This window comes from Mobiluncus mulieris (assembly GCF_014204735.1).
GTDB classification, from domain to species: Bacteria; Actinomycetota; Actinomycetes; order Actinomycetales; family Actinomycetaceae; genus Mobiluncus; species Mobiluncus mulieris.
Genome location: NZ_JACHMA010000001.1, coordinates 373,026 through 393,680 on the forward strand (window position 1 = coordinate 373,026; position 20,655 = coordinate 393,680).

Consider the following 20,655-nt stretch of genomic DNA (forward strand, 5'->3'; position numbering starts at 1 on the left):
GGTTATGGGCACATAAGCGAGCGGTAGACTGGGTTCATGAGCGTTTTCCCCTTGACTCTGCCCGTGAAGGTTCTTTTGCTTGGTTCCGGGGAACTGGGCAAGGAGTTGACGATTTCCTTGCAACGCCTGGGGTGTCCGGTCGTGGCCTGCGATTCCTACGCCGGAGCGCCGGCCATGCAAGTTGCCTCCGAGTCGCGGGTGTTGGATATGGCGGATGCGACGAAGCTCGCAGCGCTGATTGCCGAGGTCAAGCCGGATTTGGTGGTGCCGGAGGTCGAGAAACTTGCCCCCGAGCCGCTGGTGGCGGCCGCTGCAGCGGGCGTGCGGGTGGCGCCCTCGGCCAGGGTGGTTCAGCTCACTTTCGACCGTCAGGGGATTCGCCGGGTTGCCGCCGAGGTCGCGGGGGTGCCGACCTCGCCTTACGCTTTCGCGGATTCCTACGATTCATTAGTTGCGGGCGCGAATACGGTCGGTTTTCCCTGTTTCGTCAAGCCCACTATGTCATCGTCAGGCCATGGGCAAAGCCGCGTGACACGACCCGAGGAACTGCGTGGTGCCTGGGAAGTGGCCTTCGCCGGGGCGCGCGCGGAAACCGGCCGGGTCATTGTGGAGGGTGAAATCGCTTTCGACTACGAGATAACCCTGTTGGCCGTGCGCCACTTGGATTCGGCTAATCCCGAACGGGTGTACACCAGTTTTTGCGCGCCTATCGGACACCGCCAGGAAGCGGGGGACTATGCGGAATCCTGGCAATCGGTGGCTATGCCCCCGGCGGTACTCGTCAAATCCCAGAATATTGCCCAAAAAGTCCTCGATGCCCTCGCGGCCGAAACCCGGCAAGCCCCTCATGAATCCGCCGACGCGGCGAACCCAATGTTGGGGCTCTTCGGGGTAGAGCTATTTGTCAAGGGCGAGGAGGTATTCTTTTCGGAACTCTCCCCGCGCCCGCATGACACCGGAATGGTCACTATGATTACCCAGGCGCAAAACGAGTTTGACCTGCACGTCCGGGCGATTCTCGGCCTGCCGGTAGATACGCGGATGCGACCCGGGGTAGCCGCTGGAGCCTCGGTGCCAATCAAAGCCGACCGGGATTCTTCGGCACCCCGCTACGCCGGCATCGCCCGAGCCCTGGCTGTCGCCAACCCGCATACGGACAATGCTGTGGCTGCTGACACCATGGACGCATCTGATGCTTCGGCTGCAAATCCCGGCGTTGAATCGCGGGATTTCTCCCCAGCAGACATCGAATTGCGAATTTTTGGCAAACCTGAGGCACACCCGGGTCGACGCATGGGGGTGGCACTAGCTACCGGCGTGGACACGAACCAAGCCCGTACCGTTGCCCGCGAAGTCGCCTCCCAAATCGCTGTCTCCGGGTCATGAGGTGCTAGTTGGGATTGCTACGTAGACCTGAATGTGAGATTTCTCACATGTTGCGGACGCGCTTTGGGGAATTTCGGATATCTCGATATCGAGATAAGCCTTTGACCTGGGATTATGTTATTGAGAATTGGTGAGAATTTAAAAGTGTGTCCGCAACTATCACCAGGCGAAGCGTGTCTATTGGGCGTTTTTCTACGGTGGACGATTTTAGAGAGTTTTTCCGGTCGCTCTCTGCTGATTTTGGGTACGATCCGCAACGGATATCGCAGATATCCTTTCCCTCATTCAAAATTGATACCGCTAAGTTTCCGCCTACCCCAGTCGGCAACAGGAAGTAGCGACTACATGGACGTATCTGTAAATGGGATTATCTTGAGATGAGTTATCTTTTCTATACCGTAGTGTATGAAATGCCGGATATTATATACGAATTGAGTCTTACTCGTGCGTAAAGTGTTTATAATATATCTCTGAACTGATGATTGCGTACAGGACTCACTCATTTTCACCTGTACATTTGTCATTCCGGGTAACTACAAGCGCCTACTGGGTTATTTTCCCTTGGAGCAGTTTAATCAGCCGGTCGATAACGCGGGTGTCGCGGCGCAAACCATTGTGTTCGTACTCCGAGGTCACCCACAAGCGGCACTGGGGCAGCAACGCGGCGGTTTCCAGGGAATACTCCAGGGGCACAAAGGCGTCGTGGAAATAAGCCACAGCCGCTACCGGAACCTGGGCGGCCTTGAGCTTTTCGGGTTGGTACAACTTTGGCCATTCATGAGTGGCCAGGATATCAGCGGCCGCAGCCAGATTGGCGAGTTCGCGGTCTTCTGTAAAAATCGCGTGGCTGATATGTTCGCCGGCAAACCGGGTCGGGTCGTCGCGAACCGCTGCGGGCATGGTGCGTTGTGCCGCCCAGCGCGTCGAAACCCCATCGGCATAGCACGATTCATGCAGCACCGAATAAATCGGGTTTCGCCCCGTGAAAGGCAGGGCGTCGGCTAGATCATGGCTGAAAACTGCGGATAGCGCCTCATGATCGAGCAAATTATGCAGCCACAAATCGCCACCTTGTGCCCCTAGACGTGACCCGATATTGCGCCACCTAGCGAGCGAAAGCGCCTCACCCGAAGGCAAACGCAGCTTGCCTGCGGCGCACAGTTGCGCCACCCGCGCGACTTTCTTGCGGTCGCCTGGGAACTGGCGGTAATACGCCTCCGTTTTTTCCAGCATAATCTGCCAGGTCGCGGCGTAAATATCCTCGATAGGGTGTCCCACCGCCGTGAGTCCCCCGGTGATAATCGCTCCGGCGAGAGACTCGGGATGTGTCGAGAGATAACGCAGCGTGGTGAAGCCGCCGAAAGACTGTCCCAGGGACACCCACTGTTGCACGCCCAGGTATTGGCGCACGGCTTCGGCATCGTTGACAATTTCATCGGCACGCAGATGACTGAGGTATTCCGCCTGGTCTTGCGGGTCGAGTCCAGCTAGTGCCCCCCGGTCGGTCGTGGCATAGACTGGAGTGGATCGACCCGTACCACGCTGGTCGAGCAGGACAACCTGGTAGTCCTGTAGGACGCGCTCCAGCCAGTTCGGGTTGGTATCGGGATAAAGCGAGGGACGCGGGTCTTCGCTGCCCGGCCCGCCTTGGAAGAACACCAGGTAAGGTTTCTTTTCGCCGTCTTCACGAGTCGCCACGCGGGCGAAAATGTCGATTTGGCGGCCTTCGGGTTCAAGGTGATTCAAGGGGACTTTGAGGGTAATCTCGCGCAGTTTCAAGCCGGGTAGGTATTTTGTTTCTTCAGTCATGGATTTAATTTTAGTCCCTGGATTGGCGGGCTGTGGGTTGCGGCTACTATCGGGTACTTGCAAGGACTCGCTTTGCTCGGTTTTTAGCTCGGTTTCTGTCCGTGGTCGAGCATGTTTTTTATCGGGGTACTTGCAAGGTCTCGCTTCGCTCGCCTTGCGTACCCCTTCGTCGAAGCGGCATATGCCTGGGGGACAAGTTTTTTACGGTGCGAACTTCGTTCGCTCCGCCACTTCCAGAACCCCGCTTACGCCAGCCAGCTGGCGACGCGGTTTCTGTCCGTGGTCGAGCATGTTTTTTATCGGGGTACTTGCAAGGTCTCGCTTCGCTCGCCTTGCGTACCCCTTCGTCGAAGCGGCATATGCCTGGGGGACAAGTTTTTTACGGCGCGAACTTCGTTCGCTCCGCCACTTCCAGAACCCCGCTTACGCCAGCCAGCTGGCGACGCGGTTTCTGTCCGTGGTCGAGCATGTTTTTTATCGGGGTACTTGCAAGGTCTCGCTTCGCTCGCCTTGCGTACCCCTTCGTCGAAGCGGCATATGCCTGGGGGACAAGTTTTTTACGGCGCGAACTTCGTTCGCTCCGCCACTTCCAGAACCCCGCTTACGCCAGCTAGCTGGCGACGCGGTTTCTGTCCGTGGCTCGTCGGCTACGCCGACTCCGTAAAAAACTTGTTGGTCAAGGCGCATGCCTTGACCAACATTGGGGTGGCTGACGAGATTCGAACTCGCGACATCCTGAACCACAATCAGGTGCTCTACCGCTGAACTACAGCCACCATTGCGTCGAAACGCAACTTGACCATTTTACAGGATTTACCGGCCAGACCAAAGTCGCGAAAAACTAATCGGGCAGCTCACAGCGAAACGCCTCGGATTTCAAGATGGCACCTCGTGAACCCCACCAGACGTAACCGAACTAAAACGGCGAGGTTTCGCTAATCTTTGCGGCGATGGCCTGCAGTTCCTCGGAAGACGGTTCTTCGTCAGAGGGGAACAAAGTCGCCCGATAATAACGCAACTCGTTAATAGAGTCTTGGATATCACCCAGGGCGCGGTGATTGCCAAACTTTTCCGGAGCAATCCCGTAAACCTTGGGGAACCAACGCGCGGCCAGCTCCTTGATAGACGACACGTCCACAATGCGGTAGTGCAACCAGTCCACGAAATCCGGCATCTGCTTTTTCAAAAATGTCTTATCCGTACCCACCGAATTCCCGGCCAAGGGAGCTTTACCGGCCTCTGGTACGAAACGTTGGACGTACTCCAACACCTGGCGGGCGGCCTCTGTTACAGGTAAACCGTGGTCTAACTCGTCCAATAGTCCCGACTTAGTGTGCATTTCTCGCACGAAATCCCCCATATTATCCAAGGCGGTCTGACTTGGCTTAATCAGCAAATCAATCCCCGTATCAAGGGGATTCAGGTTGAAATCAGTCACAATCACGCCAATCTCAATCAGTTCATCGGTGGCCAAATCTAGCCCAGTCATCTCGCAGTCCACCCACACCAGAGCATCAGTAAGCGCTTTAGTCATTTCTCTCACTATCTTTCCATTCTTGGTTTTGACACTACCAGTTTAGTCAGACCGGCGCTAGGAGTGCATCCGGGTGGGTGAACCGACCCCGATACTATTGTGGAGAGATTCCTGTGGCGTGTCCGAAAACCCCTAGGCGATGACTTTAAACTTCGTCGGCAAGAAATTTCTGTAAAATCGCGTCCAGATTAGCCAAACTCACCGCTTTGGCCATCGCCCCGCGTAATGGTCCGGAAGATCCCAGGGTGCTGAGGCGTAGCTCCATGTCGGAGGCCGAATCCGGCAGGGCTACATCATTGATGGTTTCCCGCACCTGGTTCAGATAGAGCTCCCCGGCGTGAGACAATGCCCCGCCGATAACAATCATCTGGGGATTTAGAATATTGCAAATCTGAGCCAAAATGTAGCCCATCGCGCTAGCCGCTTTGCGTAGTTGGCGGATTGCACGGATATCGCCGTTTTCGAGCAGCTTATACAAATCCTCCAAGGTGTCTACTTGCAATCCTATATCTTGCAGCGAGGCAATAATCGAGGACAAAGACGCTACGGACTCTAGGCATCCAGTTCCGCCACATTTGCACAAATTGTTATACCCGGGAACCGGTAGATGCCCAATTTCCCCGGCGATTCCGCCACTGCCGTGTAAAATGCGGCCTTCGCTCATGATGCCGGCACCAATACCATAGGAAGCCTCGACATAGATAAAATCAGCTACATCTTGCGCCACGCCCCACATGTGTTCCGCCATGGCTCCGGCATTTGCGTCGTTTTCAGTCAAAATCGGGAAGGGTGAAATGGCTTGGGCTTGTTTTTCCAGGTTGACATCGTTCCATCCAGGAATCATCGCGATGAAATGTGACAGGGTTCCGTCCGCCCGCACGGCATTGGCCACCACCACACAACCGGCCACAATCTGGGAGTTCTTTAGTCCGTGTGCCTCCATCATCGAATCGAACATCTCGACAGCTTTTTCTTGGCCTAAAGCGGTGGAAAACCCTGGCGGCAGCTGTAGTGCTTGAGAATCAACAATGGTGTGATCTAAGGTGACAATGCCGACTCGTACCAGTTCGCGCTCTATCGAAACTCCCATGGCATAGCCGATATCTGGGGCGAAGGCAATGGTATTTCCCCGTCGCCCCGAAGCTGTTTCGGCTAGATGCAGGATACCGGCATCAATCAGCTGGCGTACAATATTGGACACGGTGGCGGGTGCCAGTCCGGTGCGTCGTGAAATTTCGGCTTGCGAGATTCCCCCTGCGTCGATTATTGCTGCGAGGACACGCTTTTGGTTCGCCATCCGCAGTGACGACGGTGAGCCGGGGCCGGTGAATGTTTCTGTGGTCACAGGACTTATTTTAACATCCAAGTGCCCCCGACAGGACTCGAACCTGCAACCCACGGATTAGAAGGCCGTTGCTCTATCCATTGAGCTACGGAGGCTAAACGGGTCGATTAAAACCGTTAACTCGTCTATGCTAACGCATTTTCGCGATTTAAGCCCCTGTGGAAAACCCGCTTTTCCACAGGGGTGGAATTTTTTTCTTGTTAGGGCTGCAAAATCGCGGAAAACTGAAGCCGATGCCACAAGGGATCAGTAAGTTATGTGGCGCTAGACGCGCCGAAAGGAGAAACAATTATGAGCTCGATGAATTTGACTGTCAGTGGTCGCCTGGGCAACAACCCGATAATTCGCCAGGGGGCTTCCGGAACTCAGTGGGTTCGGTTTAGCCTAGCCACTTCCAGCAGTTACCGAGACCAGGAAGGAAAATGGAAAGATAGCGAAACCACTTGGTTTAACTGCAAGGCCTGGGGAAATTTCGCCGTGAATATTGCCCAGTCGCTGCGTAAAGGCGACCCGGTGGTGGCACAGGGACGCTTGGTAGTTGGTTCCTATGAGCACACCGACCAAAGCACCGGTGTAGTTAGCGAACGTGCGGACATTGCCTTGCACTTGACGCATATCGGTATTGATTTGGTGCACACTTCGACTGTGAATGTGAGACATGCCGGAGCAAACAAAGTCACTGAAAAATCAGGGTTCGACGTAGAGCCAGAACAAACTACGAATTTAGACTCAAGCGAGGCAACTGAGGTGCCCGACGAGCTAGTTGACGAAATCAACGAAGTAGAAGAGTCCTCTCTCGTCCAGGCGGGTACGAGCGAAGCACCATTCTAAATCAGATAGCATTGGGGTGTGGGGCGGCCTTGCCCCAGCCCCAATGCTTTCGCTGAGGGGGTCAATTACGGTGCATTCCGTCCTAGTTCAGAAGGAAAGGTATGTCTGAGTACATCTATCAGATGGTCAAAGCCCGCAAGAAAGTCGGCGACAAGTTGATTCTCGATGATGTCACCATGGCGTTTCTGCCGGGGGCAAAAATTGGCATGGTTGGTCCCAACGGTGCTGGCAAGTCCACAATCCTGAAAATCATGGCGGGACTCGACGAGCCAAGTAACGGCGAAGCCGTGCTTAGCCCCGGGTTCTCTGTGGGGATTCTGCTTCAAGAACCACCTTTGAACGAAGATAAAGATGTTTTAGGTAATGTCGAGGAAGGCGTGGGGGAAATCAAGGCGAAACTCGACCGTTTCAACGAAATCTCTACCTTGATGTCTGAACCTGATGCAGACTTTGATGCCCTGATGGAAGAAATGGGTAAGCTTCAAGAGGAAATCGATGCTGCTAATGCCTGGGATCTTGACAATCAATTAGAGCAAGCCATGGACGCACTGCGTTGTCCGCCTCCTGATGCTGAGGTCAAGAATCTTTCCGGTGGGGAACGACGTAGGGTGGCGCTGTGTAAGCTCCTGCTGCAAGCCCCGGACTTGTTGCTCTTGGATGAGCCAACCAACCACCTTGATGCCGAGTCGGTGTTGTGGCTAGAACAACACCTCAAGCAGTATCCCGGGGCGGTTATCGCCATTACCCACGATCGCTACTTCCTTGACCATGTGGCGAGCTGGATTGCCGAAGTAGATCGGGGGCATCTCTATCCCTACGAGGGTAACTATTCTACTTACCTGCAAAAGAAACAAGAACGTCTGGAAGTACAGGGGCGCAAGGATGCGAAACTGGCCAAACGCCTGAAAGATGAACTGGAATGGGTACGGTCTTCGGCTAAAGGGCGCCAGGCCAAGTCAAAGGCACGTTTGGCCGCCTACGAAGCTATGGCTGCCGAAGCAGAGAAAACTCGTAAACTCGATTTTGACGAGATTCAGATTCCTCCTGGGCCGCGTTTGGGAACCACGGTTATCGAGGCCAAGAACTTGCGGAAAGGCTTTGGGGATCGCGTGTTGATTGACAATCTCTCGTTTAGTTTGCCGCGTAACGGAATTGTGGGGATTATCGGCCCGAACGGGGTGGGGAAAACCACCTTGTTCAAAACCATTGTGGGGCTGGAAGAACTTGACGACGGCGAGCTGAAAATTGGTGAGACCGTCAAGATTTCCTATGTTGATCAAAATCGAGCCGGTATAGATCCGAACAAAACTTTGTGGGAAGTGGTTTCCGATGGGGCTGACTATATCGAAGTCGGTAAAGTACAGCTGCCTTCTCGCGCCTATGTTTCCGCCTTCGGATTCAAGGGTGCCGACCAACAGAAACCCGCCGGAGTGCTCTCTGGGGGGGAACGCAACCGCTTAAACCTGGCCTTGACTCTGAAAGAGGGCGGGAACCTGTTGCTGCTCGACGAACCGACCAATGATTTGGACGTGGAAACCTTGGGGAGCTTAGAAAACGCTCTCCTACAGTTCCCAGGTTGCGCTGTGGTAATCACCCACGACCGGTGGTTCCTGGATCGGGTGGCGACCCATATTCTGGCCTATGAAGGTAGTGTGGAAAACCCAGCGCAATGGTACTGGTACGAAGGCAACTTCGAAGGTTACGAAGCCAATAAAGTACAGCGATTGGGCGAGGAAGCTGCTCGTCCCCACCGGGTTACCTACCGCAAACTCACCCGCGACTAAGCGTGTAAGCTTTGCGCCTAAATCCGGTTAGGTCTGGGACTGGAATTGTCCCAGACCTAACCGGTGCGAGCTGAGGTTTTCCTGAAATTAAAGCTAATTTGACAGTGCCGAACCGTTGCTAAAATCCAAAACAGCTAGTTATAATGTCATCAGTAAAACCGACCAAAGGTGTTCCCGGATTTTACTCAGTCAGTGACGCGATTTTGGGGACACAAACTAGAAAGACAAACAGAGGGCCGTTAACGGTGAGCGAAACAAAACAATACATAGAGGGCTACTTTCCGCAAATCCAAGAGTTGGCGAGGCACTTGGGGGTGGACACGGATTGGTGGGATTTCTCGGGACAGTATCACCAGGTCAACCAGCTCACTTTGCTAAAGGTTCTTGACGCTTTGGGCTACCCCATATACGAACCAGCTGATATTGACCGAGCCTTCGAGAGCTTCGACAAGGATTACTGGCTCGCGGTACTGCCTCAGGGGTGGGTAGTGCGCCAGTCTACCGGAGCCGATATCCCGGTGCATATTCCCGATGGCACCCAGCTGGAAGTTCACTTAGAAACCGAATCTGGCGACATTATTCCTTTGCAGCAAACTGATAAGTGGGTCAACCCTCGCGATTACGGCGATCGACGTATCGGGGAGGCTACTTTCTGGCTGCCTGCAAACACCCCTTTGGGATATCACACCATTAAAGCCCGTACAGTTGAAGGGGAATTCAGCGCGGAAATTGCGGTGGTTCCCGATTGTCTGACCTCCGATGTACTGAAGGACAGGCGTGCGTGGGGGGTGATGGCTCAGCTGTATTCGGTGACTTCACGTGAATCGTGGGGAACCGGTGATTTCGAGGATTTGTCCAGCCTGGTTCGAACTTTCGGTAAGTTCGGGGCAGATTTCTTGTTGACGAATCCGCTGCACGCCAGCGAACCGAATCCGCCAATATCGCCTTCGCCGTATCTGCCGGTGTCACGCCGCTTCCTCAATCCGCTTTATATTCGCCCCGAAAATATCCCTGAATATCATGAATTAGGGCAAGAAGACATGGCGAAGTCCAAGGTTGCTTTCGCGCAAGCCACTAATGATATCGGAGTTACCGACCGCGAGAAACAAATTGACCGCGACCGTTCCTGGAGGGCGAAACGGAAGTCCTTAGAGCTGATTTATAGAGTTCCACGCTCCTCAGTTCGCGAGCAAGCCTTCCAGGATTTCAAGACGGAAAGCGGACAAATCCTGCAAGACTTTGCTTTGTGGTGTGCGATTTACGATCATTTTGGCCCCGCACCTTGGCCCGACGATCTCAAAGACATTCACTCTGCGCGCATCCCGCAGTTACGCCTTGAACTCGCCGAGGACGTGGAATTCCACTGCTGGCTACAGTGGGTGACGCGCACTCAACTTCGCGAGGCGCAAAGTGTCGCGAAACAGTCAGGAATGCAGATTGGAATCATGAATGACCTGGCGGTGGGGGTGCATCGTTGCGGGGCGGCATCCTGGACTTTGCCGGAAGCTTATGTGACAAGCATGTCGGTGGGGGCACCCCCCGATATGTACAACCAACTGGGACAGGATTGGTCGCAGCCTCCGCTCAACCCTCGTTACATGCAGCGCCACGGCTGGGAACCACTGCGCGGTATTATTCGCTCGGCTTTGCGTGACTGTGGGGCTTTGCGTATCGACCATCTGATGGGGTTGTTGCGGCTGTGGTGGATACCACAGGGAGCGAAGCCGAATGAGGGCACCTACGTACGCTACAACCACGAAGCAACGGTCGGGATTCTGCTGCTGGAAGCCACTCGTGCCGGGGCGATTCTTATCGGCGAGGACTTGGGAACCGTCGAGGACTGGGTGCGAGATTACATGGTTTCCCGAGGAATCTTTGGTACTTCGGTGTTGTGGTTTGAAAAGAACCCGGATAATACTTTCCGCCAACCCGACCAGTACCGCGAGATGTGTATGGCTGCCGTAAACACTCATGATTTGCCCCCGACACTGGGATATCTGCGTGCCTATCATCTGGAAGTACAAGACAAATTGGGGATTCTGCCTGTTTCACTCGAGGAAGCTAAGCGGGATTTGGCGGCGGATATCGCGAGTGTCACTCGGGTGTTGTACGACTTGGGATTAGTTGAAAGCCAGACACCGACGGAATGGGAGCTGATTCTTGGTCTGCATCGTTTCATCTGTGCATCTCCCGCTAAGTTGAATGTGATTTCATTAGTTGACGCCGTGGGTGACATCAGGATGCAAAATCAGCCCGGCACCAATAATGAATACCCGAACTGGCGGATTCCCCTGGCGGATTCCCAGGGGCACCCGCTGAAAATCGAAGAACTCGAATATTACGTGGGTGTAAACGAGATTTGCCAGTGCGTCAGGGAAGCCTTGCGGAAAGACCTGCCAAGCGGCAGACACCGTGGGTAAACCCCTTAGGGGTAGGTGGCAAAAGAACTTCCGTACCGCAAAGGTGTGGGTGCGACTTGAAAAGTGTTCCGAGTCGCACCCATACCTGAGTGTTGCCTGTATAGCAGCTGAAAGTTTCGGTAATGCGTGTTTTTTGAGGCAAAATATAGCTTAGACATCTAGAAGGAATTTTGAATAGTTTAGCCAAGTGGAAGGAAGCGATGACGTGCCATCCAAAAAGACAACCGATGCGGTGCGTCCCGAACCTGAGACCCGCCCAAAAAGACCCGCAACCAAGGTGAAACGGAGGGGATTCTTCGGCACCTACGTGGCTGCGGGCTGGTATCGGCGCTTTTTGGAATACTTTTTCGTTTCGCTTTTGATTCTATGCGTCGCGGTGTTGACCAAGAGATTGGGACAAGCCGATATCCTGGGTGATCAAGGGCTGGGCAAGAGCCTGAACTCTATCCTGTCTATTGCCGATATTCTCTATCATGTTGGTAATTCTATGGAGTCAAACTATCCACTGATAGTGGCTTTCATACTGGCTTTCGCGGCCGCAAAACGACCTAACTCCGGGGTGGCCTTGGCCGTTTTAGCGGCCTGGTCTGGGTATGCCGGTGCCACCACCGCCCTGTCCCAGTATTTGGCGGGAGCTTCGGCGGGGGCTGTTACTGAGATTGACCTGGGTGTTTTCGGAGGCGTCCTTATCGGTTTCATTACCGCAATTTCCTGGTCTATGTTTCGTTTCCGACGGGTCACTATCTGGGCGCGCATGGTAAGTGGGATTCCCCTGGTGATTGTGATTGCTGCCACAGCTGGGGTGATTTTAGGGATTCTGATGGGGGTATTTTTCCAGATTCTCTACCTGGTAGTAGCAGTCGGAATTGGTTCCGCTATTCTTAATGCCCCCGAGCCAGTGGCCGCCGCTCTCTATGCTTTCCTACACCCCATCGCGGAGGTTACCGGATGGAGTAGCCTGTTGGACATTGCGCCTTTCAAGACTTATGGTTCCTGCCAGGCTCCCAGCGGGGACACGATTAAAGGCTCGTATAACTGCTTCATCTACGGGGCGCATCCCCTCGAGGGACAACAGGCTTTGTTCCTAGCGGGAGGATATCCGGTAGTTTGTTTCGGTCTGACCACCCTATTCTTGGTGATTTGGCTGCAGCTTAAAGGGGAAACCCGCCAGTATTGGCGAATCTTGTACCTGCTGGTGGTTATCTCAACTTTCCTAACCGGAGCCGATAAAGTTGGAATTTACCTGCTGGCTTTTGCGGCTCCCGGTTTGCTGGTGGCGCATATGGTGGCGGCGGCGGTTAGCTACGCAGTTACCGCTGTTTTCATGGTTACCATTGGATGGACCGGTGGCCCGGGAGTGGTCGACTTGTTGCGTTGGAGCCAAACCGGTAGTGGAATGCTGATTTTGCTGATTCTGGGAGTGTTTTTCGCAGCCGTATACCTGATTTTCGGTCTGCTTGCGGTGCGGCGGCGCGGTAAGACACTGTTATTTCCTGGGTTTGGGGTTCCCTATATCACTAAACCATTTATGGGTATTCCCAAACCGGACAAGAAACCGGATGCGGCCTTTGGCGAGGCTACCTCGGACGCAACCGAGAAAAAGAATCCGCCCGCCCCCGTCAAAACGGCCGCTCCTAAAATGGCGCCTCATGAATCCGAGCCCAACGCGGCGGGCAACGCCACCAAGGCCGTACGCAACGCTAGCACCCCCGCCGCCCCCGCCGCTGCAAAACCAGAACCTGGTGGCGCAAAACCCACCGAAAGCGTCGCCCCAAACCCAGCTGACAGCATTGCCGTTTCGCGTCCTCCGGCTCCAACTGCGCCCGTGGCGACTCCGGGCAATGCTAGCGCGACGGGATATCCCGCCGCAGGATACGAGCGATACGAGGGATACGAGGGCGCGGCTTACAACATGCCCGGATACCCTTCAGCCGGGGCTTACCCGCCTGAAGGGTATCCGCCCCAAGGCGGGTACCCAATGGCTGGCGGTCGATACTATCCGGATGCGTCGGGTCGCGGCTCTTATCCCGTGGGTACCTATCCGGTAGACGGGCGATATTTCCCGGCGCGCTCCCGTTCCGGTAGCGCCTGGGAAGGGGTGGCGCCTCGGGAAGCGGGCGCAGTCGGACGCGACTCGAACTTCAGCGGCGCAAGTGGTGCAAATGGCGCAAGCGGCGCCAGCGACAGGGGAAAGCCTGCCTCAAGCCGACACAACCGTCCGGTGCCCTAAAAGCCAACCGCGCTTTAATGGCACCGCCGCCACCGCCCGCGTTGTATCACGGAAATCGGTTCGTCCTAGCCCAAATCGCAGGCTTGAGCGCGGGCGATACGCTCGGCGACGGCTTGGTTTTCCTTCATCATCCGTACCAGCGCGGCGGGAGCGTTTTCATGAGTCGCCAGCCAATCGGCGGTCAACTGCAACACATCCACCCCGGTTTCCTCAAAACCAACCAGACCCAGGGGATAGAGTCCCACAATCAGTAACTCGCCAATCTCGTGGGTGCATTTGGTGTAAGTATCAACCAAGGTATCAAAGTAACGCGGGGCATAGGGAGCCAAAATCTGGGGGTTTTTGGCGCGGTTAAACCCAGCAATCAGACCGCCCAACTGGTCGTTAGTCAAAGCCGAATCGGCGTAGGCCAACTCGAATGCCGCTGATTTCTCGCCGGTTTGCGGCAACGCCGCCTTGGCTTCCAAAACTCTTTCGCGCCCGTTAACCGTATCGTCGTTTTTGAGTTCCTCGTTGATGTCAACCACACTGACTTTTCCGGCCGCAGCTAAAGAAATCAATAAATTCCAGCGCATTTCGGCATCCAACACCAAGCCGGTGAGGGTTTCCTTGCCGGTGAACAAGTCGTGGGCGGCTTGGATATCTTCGGGGGATTCTGCCCGCCGTGCTGCTGCCCGCACCAGCTGTAGCTGGGCATCGGACTCGGCCTGGGCGAATCGCGAGAGTCGGCGCAAAGCCGCGCTGATATTGACCGCTACCTCGGGGCGTTTCGAAGGGTGAATGTAGTGTTCGACTGCGGTGTTGAGGTTGCGCAGCATCACGGACATCACCGTGGAGTTCGTTTCCACCAACAGGGCTTGCAACGCAACTTTCACGTATTGACGTGCTGAAATTTCGCCGTCGCGAACCATGTCCCACAACACCGCTAATACCTGAGAGCGCGCCAGGGAATTCTCGAAACAGTCAATGTGTTGACAGGCCAATTCTAGCGAAGCCGAATCTAAACGTACCTTGCCATAGGCCAGGTCTTGGTCGTTGACCAGCAACACGTCGGCGCGTTGGCCGGCAAAACTGGGCAGGTCAATCCCGGCTCCTTCCAAGTCAAATTCCTCGAAATGCTCGGGTATAAACACGCGTTTATCCTCGCGTTGCTCCAGGTTATAGGCTCGCACCACCATGCGTTGGGGACGCAGTGTTGCCCCGGGGGTGAAAATTTCTTGGGTGACGCGTAACTGCTCAATCAGCCCGTCTTGACCCCGTGTGACCTCGGGTTTCAACCAGGTAATCCCGGCTTCCTCCAGCCAGGCCTTTGACCAGGCTCGCAAGTCCTTGCCGGAAGCTTCCTCTAGCTCCGCGAGTAAATCCGCCAAAGTGGCGTTGCTCCACTCGTGTTTAGCTAGGTAACGGCTGATGCCCCGCCGGAAGTTTTCCCAGCCCACATAGGTAACCAGTTGGGACAGTACGCACGCCCCTTTCGCGTAAGTAATCCCGTCGAAGTTAACCTGGACATCTTCGAGGTCATTGATGGGTGCGACTACCGGGTGGGTGGAAGGCAGCTGGTCTTGGTTATAAGCCCAGGCTTTTTCTGAGGCAGAGAAAGTCGTCCAGATATCAGTCCACTTGGTGGCTTCCGCAGTGGCTTTGGTGGACACAAATTCGGCAAAAGACTCGTTTAGCCACAGGTCATTCCACCATTTCATGGTCACCAAGTCACCGAACCACATGTGTGCCAGTTCATGCAAAATAGTTTCTACGCGGCGTTCTACCCGGGTTTGTACCGGGCGGGAACGGAAGACATATTCGTCGCGGAAGGTGACGCAACCGGCGTTTTCCATCGCTCCGGCATTGTATTCGGGCACGAAAATCTGGTCGTATTTACGGAAAGGATAGGGATGTTCGAAAGCCCGTTCGTAAAACGCGAAACCCGCCCGGGTAATGTTCATGATTTCCTCGGCATCTAGGTGTTTGACCATTGAGGCGCGGCAATATACCCCCAGGGGAATTTCGCGGCCATCGGAGCTGACCAGGCTGCCAGTGTGTCCTTCGTAGGGGCCGGCCACAATAGCAGTCAGGTACGAAGAAATCTTTTCGGTGGGGGTGAAGCGGTGTATCGCCGCCGTGCCGTCACCCGTAATCTCGGGTTCGGGGGAGGGCGAGTTGGAAAACACTTTCCAATCCGTCGGCGTGGTTACGGTGAAGGTAAAATCGGCCTTGAGGTCGGGTTGCTCAAACACGGTATAGACCCGGCGGGCATCAGGTACTTCGAACTGGGTGTACACATAGGATTTATTGTCGGCCGGGTCGGTGAAACGGTGCATACCTTCACCGGTGTGCATATAGACACAATCCGCGACCACACGCAAGGTGTTGTGTTCCTGCAAGCCCTCTAAAGCAATGCGGGAATCAGCGTAGGCCGCTAAATCCAGCGCCGTATCATTCAAAGTAATTTCGTGAACCTGCTGGGCTATCAAATCGATAAAGGTAGCAGAGCCCGGACTGGCAGAAAAATCAATCTCTGTGATGGATCGGAAAGTCTGGTCGCCTTGGGTTAAATCGAGGTCTACGCGGTAATGGGCATCGCTGACCAGCGAGGAACGGGTCATGGCTTCTTCGCGCGTAAGGTTCTGTCCTGGCATGCTTACTCCTATCGACTCTAAGATTTATGAAATTAAAACATCTTGTCTATATTTTGCACGTCTCAGCGGGTTAGGTAAAAACGCGGCCAGACAGGCTCATTAATTCACTAAACTGGAGTTATCAATAAGGAGGCTTCCAGATGACGTTTTTCACCCCAATCCGTCTAGTCGGGTCGCTGTGCCGCTCCGAGGCACTGCATTCCGGGCGGCCTCGTCCCCGCCTTCGGCGAAGTCCTTGGGGTGTGCTGTTGCGGGGGCTTTTGGTGGTTGCTTTGGCGGCGGTGTCCCTGTCGGCCTGCAGAGAGGAACCGCCCAAGCAACAGTCCCAATGGAATCAGGCGGTTAAGGCCGCGCCGGCTCCAAAGGGCTGGGTTAACGCTAAAGACGGGGCTTTCCGGGTGAAAATACCCGGCAGTTACCTCGATGCCTACGAGGCTGCAGGTGGCGAGAAGCTCCCCGATGCTCAGGTGATTCTCTCGTTGCCTTCTGCGCAGGCGATACACGGGTATATTCCGGTGTTGGTGATTGACCACGCTAAGGTGACTTCCGACCCGGAACTTGTGAAGAGCACCTTGAAACAGGACACAATCTATAAGGATTTCAAGGATTTCACGGTGTTGACTCCCATTAAGGTCGAGGGGTTGAACGTGCTGGCTATGAAGTGGTACTACACCTATCACGAGGTCGAGATGACTGCGTTTATGACGATGGTGTCGGGCAATAATCATGCCTATGCTTTAAAGCAAGATGTGCCGAATTATGCCTTGGACACCTATCAGCCCATTGTCGAAGCGGTTTTACAGACCTGGACTTGGAACGAGCCGCAAAAGTGAGTGTGTTGGTGGGTCTCGCGGTGGTGATGACGTTGCGGGTGGTGGCGGATTCATGAGGTGCCAGTTCGGCTTCACCCTCGATACACAACGCTGATAGGGTGGAGAGCATGACGAAAAATCCCTTGCTCGGGGCGCTTGACCCCAATGAATTTGATAATAATATCCGCCCTCAAGATGACCTGTACCGTTTTGTCAACGGCAAATGGATAGAGGCCTGCCAGATTCCAGCGGATAAAAGTGCGGACGGTTCGTTCTATGTTTTGACCGAGAACAGCGAGAAACAGGTTCGCGCCATTATCGAAGATTGTGTGGAGGGGAAAATCGCGGGGGAGCTGGCCGGGAAGGTGGCTGCGCTCTATGGCTCGTTTATGGACGAGGCTCAGGTAGAGGCTGATAGTGCCCCCAGTTTGGAGCGTCTCTTTGCGCCGTTGCGGACGGCGAAAACCAAGGGTGATTTGCGTGATTTGTGGGCTAAAACCTGGAAGATGGGCACCTATGATGGGTTTTTCTCGATGGGAATCGACATTGATTTGAATAACCCGGATTGCTATATCAACTATTTTAGCCAAGACGGTATCGGCTTGCCGGAGCGTGCCTATTTCTTAGAAGAAAAACACCGCGAGGTGCTCCAAGCTTACCGGGAACACGTGGGGCGGATGTTTTCTCTCTCGGGGTTCATGAGTAGCGAGTCTCAATCCCAGGCGGCGGGTAACACCGTGGTCGATTTTGAGACAGAAATCGCGCGGCTGCATTGGGATAACGTCAAGACCCGTGACACCGATGCCACCAATAACCCGATGACCTGGGCGGAACTGGCCGCGAAGCTGCCCGTTTTTGATCTCGATGCCTGGCGGGCAGCCTCGCGGCTGCCCGAAAAAATGTTTACCCAGGTAAACGTGGGGATGCCTGATTTCTTTGCGGGTATGGATCAGTTGTGGGCCGAGACTGATTTCGAGACCTTGCGCCTGTGGATGACCTGGCAGGCTCTAAACGGCCAAGTATCCTTGCTTTCAAATGCGTTGGTACAGGCGAACTTCGAGTTTTACGGCAAACGTCTCGCGGGTCGTGAGGTGATTCGTGACCGTTGGAAGCGTGGGGTTTCCCTGGCTTCTTCGGTGATGGGCGAGGCCTTGGGGCAACTCTATGTGGCGCGGCATTTCCCCCCGGATTCCAAGGAAAAAATGTCTCGCCTAGTGGATAACCTGATTGCGGCCTATCGCGAGTCGATTTCTTCTCTAGAGTGGATGGGATCGGAAACCCGCGCGAAAGCCCTAGAGAAACTGAGCCTGTTCACCCCGAAAATCGGGTATCCCGACAAGTGGCGCAATTACGAGAAACTCGATGTTTCGGCTCCCACCTTGGTGGAAAAGGTAGCTTCCGCGAGCCAGTTCGGAACCGATTTCTGGATAGATAAGCTGGGTGGACCGGTGGATCACACGATTTGGCACATGACCCCGCAAACGGTCAACGCCTATTACAATCCCACTGACAACGAGATTGTGTTCCCCGCTGGAATCTTGCAGCCGCCATTTTTCGACCCCCAGGCCGATGATGCGGTGAACTACGGCTCGATTGGGGCGGTTATCGGGCATGAAATCGGGCACGGTTTCGACGACCAGGGGGCCAAATTTGACGGCCACGGCAAGGTTGAAAACTGGTGGACTGAAACCGACTTGAAAGAATTCGAAAAACGAACCCGGGCTCTGATTGCCCAATACGACCAGTATGTGCCCCGGGGCTTGCCCGAAGAATTCCACGTCAACGGTGCTTTGACTATCGGCGAGAATATTGGGGATCTCGGGGGCTTGGATATTGCCTGGAAGGCATATCTGTTGGCGCTCAAAGACCAAGGAATCAACGATCCAGCGGATGCCCCGGTAATCGAGGGCTACACGGGCGCCCAAAGATTCTTTTATTCCTGGGCGCTCAGTTGGCAAAATAAAACCCGGGTGGAAGCCGCGAAACAATTAATCGCTATTGACCCGCATTCTCCCGCCGAGTTCCGCTGTAACGGGGTGGTGGCAAACCTGGACTTGTTTGCCAAGACTTTCGGGCTCAAACCCGGCGATGATTTGTGGATAGAACCCGAGTCGCGCGTCCGTATCTGGTAGTACTATATCCCGGTGACCTGGGGTGGTATCTGATTTGGATTGCTTCGGGCTGACTTGGGTTCATCGCGGGATTTATGATGGTGGTCTAGTATGGGGGAGTGAGTCCAGACCAGAAACCAGCCCCTGCCGGGGAACCGGAAAAGCCCCTCGTGAACGGGCTAGAGATAGACCCGGAGTTGATACCTTACCTGTTGGCCGCGAAAGCACCTCGTGAAGCCGAAACCGACGTGCCCGAGGCCAAACCGCTACGGGACAAAGACGGCGCGAAGCTGAGCGCGGAACAAGACGAAGTCTTGGCCGAGCAGCTTGCCCAGCCACGTCCCAGCGTAAGCCTCGGCCCCGGCACCACCACCAACCCGCAGGCTGCCGCCATCTACCAGTCCCTGTTGGCGCGGCGTGCCGAACACCAGATAGAACCCACTTTGGAGCGGGTCGCGGGGGTTTTGGATTATCTGGGCGACCCCCAAGAGCTGTTCCACTCGGTACATGTCACCGGCACCAACGGGAAAACCTCGACCGCACGAATGATTGAAGCTTTGCTGGGCGTGTTGGGATACCGCACCGGACGGTTTACCTCCCCGCACCTAAGCGACGTGCGGGAAAGAATAGCGATAGACCGTGAACCGATTTCCATCGCAGCCTTTATCGCCGCTTTTGAAGACATCGAGGCACAGCTAGCCCTGTGGGAAAACGCACATCCCGGCTCGCAGCTGTCTTTTTTCGAGGTATTGACCGTAATGGCTTATGCGGCTTTCGCGGATGCCCCGGTACACGTCGCGGTGGTGGAAGTTGGGATGGGAGGACGTTGGGATGCTACCAATGTAATCGACGCAGACACGGCCGTAATCGGGCCAATCAGCCTTGAGCACGAACAGTGGTTGGGCAAAGGATTGACTAATATTGCCACCGAAAAATCTGGGATAATCAAGCGTGGCGCGAATGTGGTAGTGGCGCATCAGCCCGAGGAAGCTTTGGCAGTCATCCAGGCGGCAGCCCGCCGACAAGATGCCACGCTGCGCTATGAAGGACGCGACTTCGAGGTATTGGGTCGCGTGGCGGCCGTCGGCGGCCAGATTTTAACGATTCGCACCCCCGCCGCGACTTATCAAGATATTTTCTTGCCGCTATTCGGGGCATTTCAAGCCCAAAACGCGGCGATGGCTTTGACTGCGGTGGAAGCCCAGCTGGGCGGGCAGGCACTTGACGGGGAATCAGTAGCACAGGCTTTTGCAGAGGTGTCTTCGCCGGGCCGCCTGGAAGTGCTGCATTCTTCTCCGATGATTGTGGCTGATGCTGGGCATAATCCCGGGGCGGTACAAGCCTTGGCGCAGGCCGTAGCGGAAGACCTGCGGTGGGAACATACGGTGGGAATATACTCGGCCATGGCCGATAAAGACATTGAAACTGTTTTGGGGATTATGGAACCCGTTCTAGGCGAGGTGGTGGTGACCCCGATGCCAGGGTCGCGGGCCGCCTCCCTGGAGACTTTGCAAAGCATTGCTGAAGACGTGTTTGGCTCCGACCGGGTTATCGTCGCCGACACTATGGCTGAGGCCATCGCCAAGGCCGGCGAGATTGATGATCTCCAGCAGGCACCCCCCGGAACTAGCGGGGTTTTGGTGTTCGGATCGGTGGTTTTGAGTGGGATGGCTCGCATGGTACTGAACCGCGACTAAGAACGGTCGCGACCAGTAGAATAGGTATGACGCGGATTTAGCGGTGAGGGCGGCTCGGCA

12 protein-coding genes and 2 tRNA genes are annotated in these 20,655 nt (G+C 55.1%); 8 read left to right on the top strand and 6 right to left on the bottom strand.

Annotated features, from left to right (window positions below; all coding sequences use genetic code 11):
* Positions 1-36 precede the first annotated feature (36 nt).
* Entirely contained in the window at positions 37-1,386 is a 1,350-nt protein-coding gene (purT, locus tag F4555_RS01700) for a formate-dependent phosphoribosylglycinamide formyltransferase (RefSeq protein ID WP_115325521.1), read from the top strand.
* A 543-nt stretch (positions 1,387-1,929) separates the two neighbouring features.
* Here purT and F4555_RS01705 read toward each other — a convergent pair.
* The 5 genes from F4555_RS01705 to F4555_RS01725 form a co-directional block, all read right to left on the bottom strand.
* Entirely contained in the window at positions 1,930-3,195 is a 1,266-nt protein-coding gene (locus tag F4555_RS01705) for an alpha/beta fold hydrolase (protein WP_115325520.1), read from the bottom strand.
* Positions 3,196-3,896: 701 nt separating this feature from the next.
* Positions 3,897-3,971: transfer RNA gene (locus tag F4555_RS01710), tRNA-His, on the bottom strand.
* Positions 3,972-4,111: 140 nt separating this feature from the next.
* Positions 4,112-4,729, bottom strand: a complete 618-nt coding sequence (gene orn, locus F4555_RS01715; protein WP_170315182.1) for an oligoribonuclease — start codon at positions 4,727-4,729, stop codon at positions 4,112-4,114.
* Positions 4,730-4,874: 145 nt separating this feature from the next.
* The gene (locus F4555_RS01720) at positions 4,875-6,074 is read right to left on the bottom strand and encodes an ROK family transcriptional regulator (RefSeq protein ID WP_004014829.1); all 1,200 of its coding nucleotides are present in this window, start codon (positions 6,072-6,074) and stop codon (positions 4,875-4,877) included.
* A 22-nt stretch (positions 6,075-6,096) separates the two neighbouring features.
* Positions 6,097-6,169 (bottom strand) — tRNA-Arg (locus F4555_RS01725).
* Between the two features lie 196 nt (positions 6,170-6,365).
* Here F4555_RS01725 and F4555_RS01730 point away from each other — a divergent pair.
* The 4 genes from F4555_RS01730 (at position 6,366) to F4555_RS01745 (ending at position 13,339) form a co-directional block, all read left to right on the top strand.
* Entirely contained in the window at positions 6,366-6,905 is a 540-nt protein-coding gene (locus F4555_RS01730) for a single-stranded DNA-binding protein (protein ID WP_004012938.1), read from the top strand.
* 101 nt (positions 6,906-7,006) lie between these two features.
* Positions 7,007-8,689: an energy-dependent translational throttle protein EttA gene (gene ettA, locus F4555_RS01735; RefSeq protein WP_004012937.1), complete on the top strand. Its 1,683-nt coding sequence runs from the start codon at positions 7,007-7,009 to the stop codon at positions 8,687-8,689.
* 245 nt (positions 8,690-8,934) lie between these two features.
* Entirely contained in the window at positions 8,935-11,109 is a 2,175-nt protein-coding gene (malQ, locus tag F4555_RS01740; RefSeq protein WP_036369167.1) for a 4-alpha-glucanotransferase, read from the top strand.
* A gap of 187 nt (positions 11,110-11,296) precedes the next feature.
* Positions 11,297-13,339: a PTS glucose transporter subunit IIBC gene (locus F4555_RS01745; RefSeq protein WP_036369170.1), complete on the top strand. Its 2,043-nt coding sequence runs from the start codon at positions 11,297-11,299 to the stop codon at positions 13,337-13,339.
* A 65-nt stretch (positions 13,340-13,404) separates the two neighbouring features.
* Here F4555_RS01745 and pepN read toward each other — a convergent pair whose 3' ends face one another.
* Entirely contained in the window at positions 13,405-15,975 is a 2,571-nt protein-coding gene (gene pepN, locus F4555_RS01750) for an aminopeptidase N (RefSeq protein WP_004012933.1), read from the bottom strand.
* A 140-nt stretch (positions 15,976-16,115) separates the two neighbouring features.
* Here pepN and F4555_RS01755 point away from each other — a divergent pair, with 140 nt between their 5' ends.
* The 3 genes from F4555_RS01755 (at position 16,116) to F4555_RS01765 (ending at position 20,595) form a co-directional block, all read left to right on the top strand.
* Positions 16,116-16,808 (top strand): hypothetical protein, encoded by a 693-nt coding sequence (locus F4555_RS01755; protein ID WP_004017511.1) that lies wholly within the window; start codon positions 16,116-16,118, stop codon positions 16,806-16,808.
* Between the two features lie 107 nt (positions 16,809-16,915).
* Positions 16,916-18,919 (top strand): M13 family metallopeptidase, encoded by a 2,004-nt coding sequence (locus F4555_RS01760; RefSeq protein ID WP_004012931.1) that lies wholly within the window; start codon positions 16,916-16,918, stop codon positions 18,917-18,919.
* Between the two features lie 98 nt (positions 18,920-19,017).
* Positions 19,018-20,595 carry a bifunctional folylpolyglutamate synthase/dihydrofolate synthase gene (locus tag F4555_RS01765; protein ID WP_004012930.1) on the top strand — a complete coding sequence of 526 codons (1,578 nt, stop codon included), beginning with the start codon at positions 19,018-19,020 and terminating at the stop codon, positions 20,593-20,595.
* Positions 20,596-20,655 lie beyond the last annotated feature (60 nt).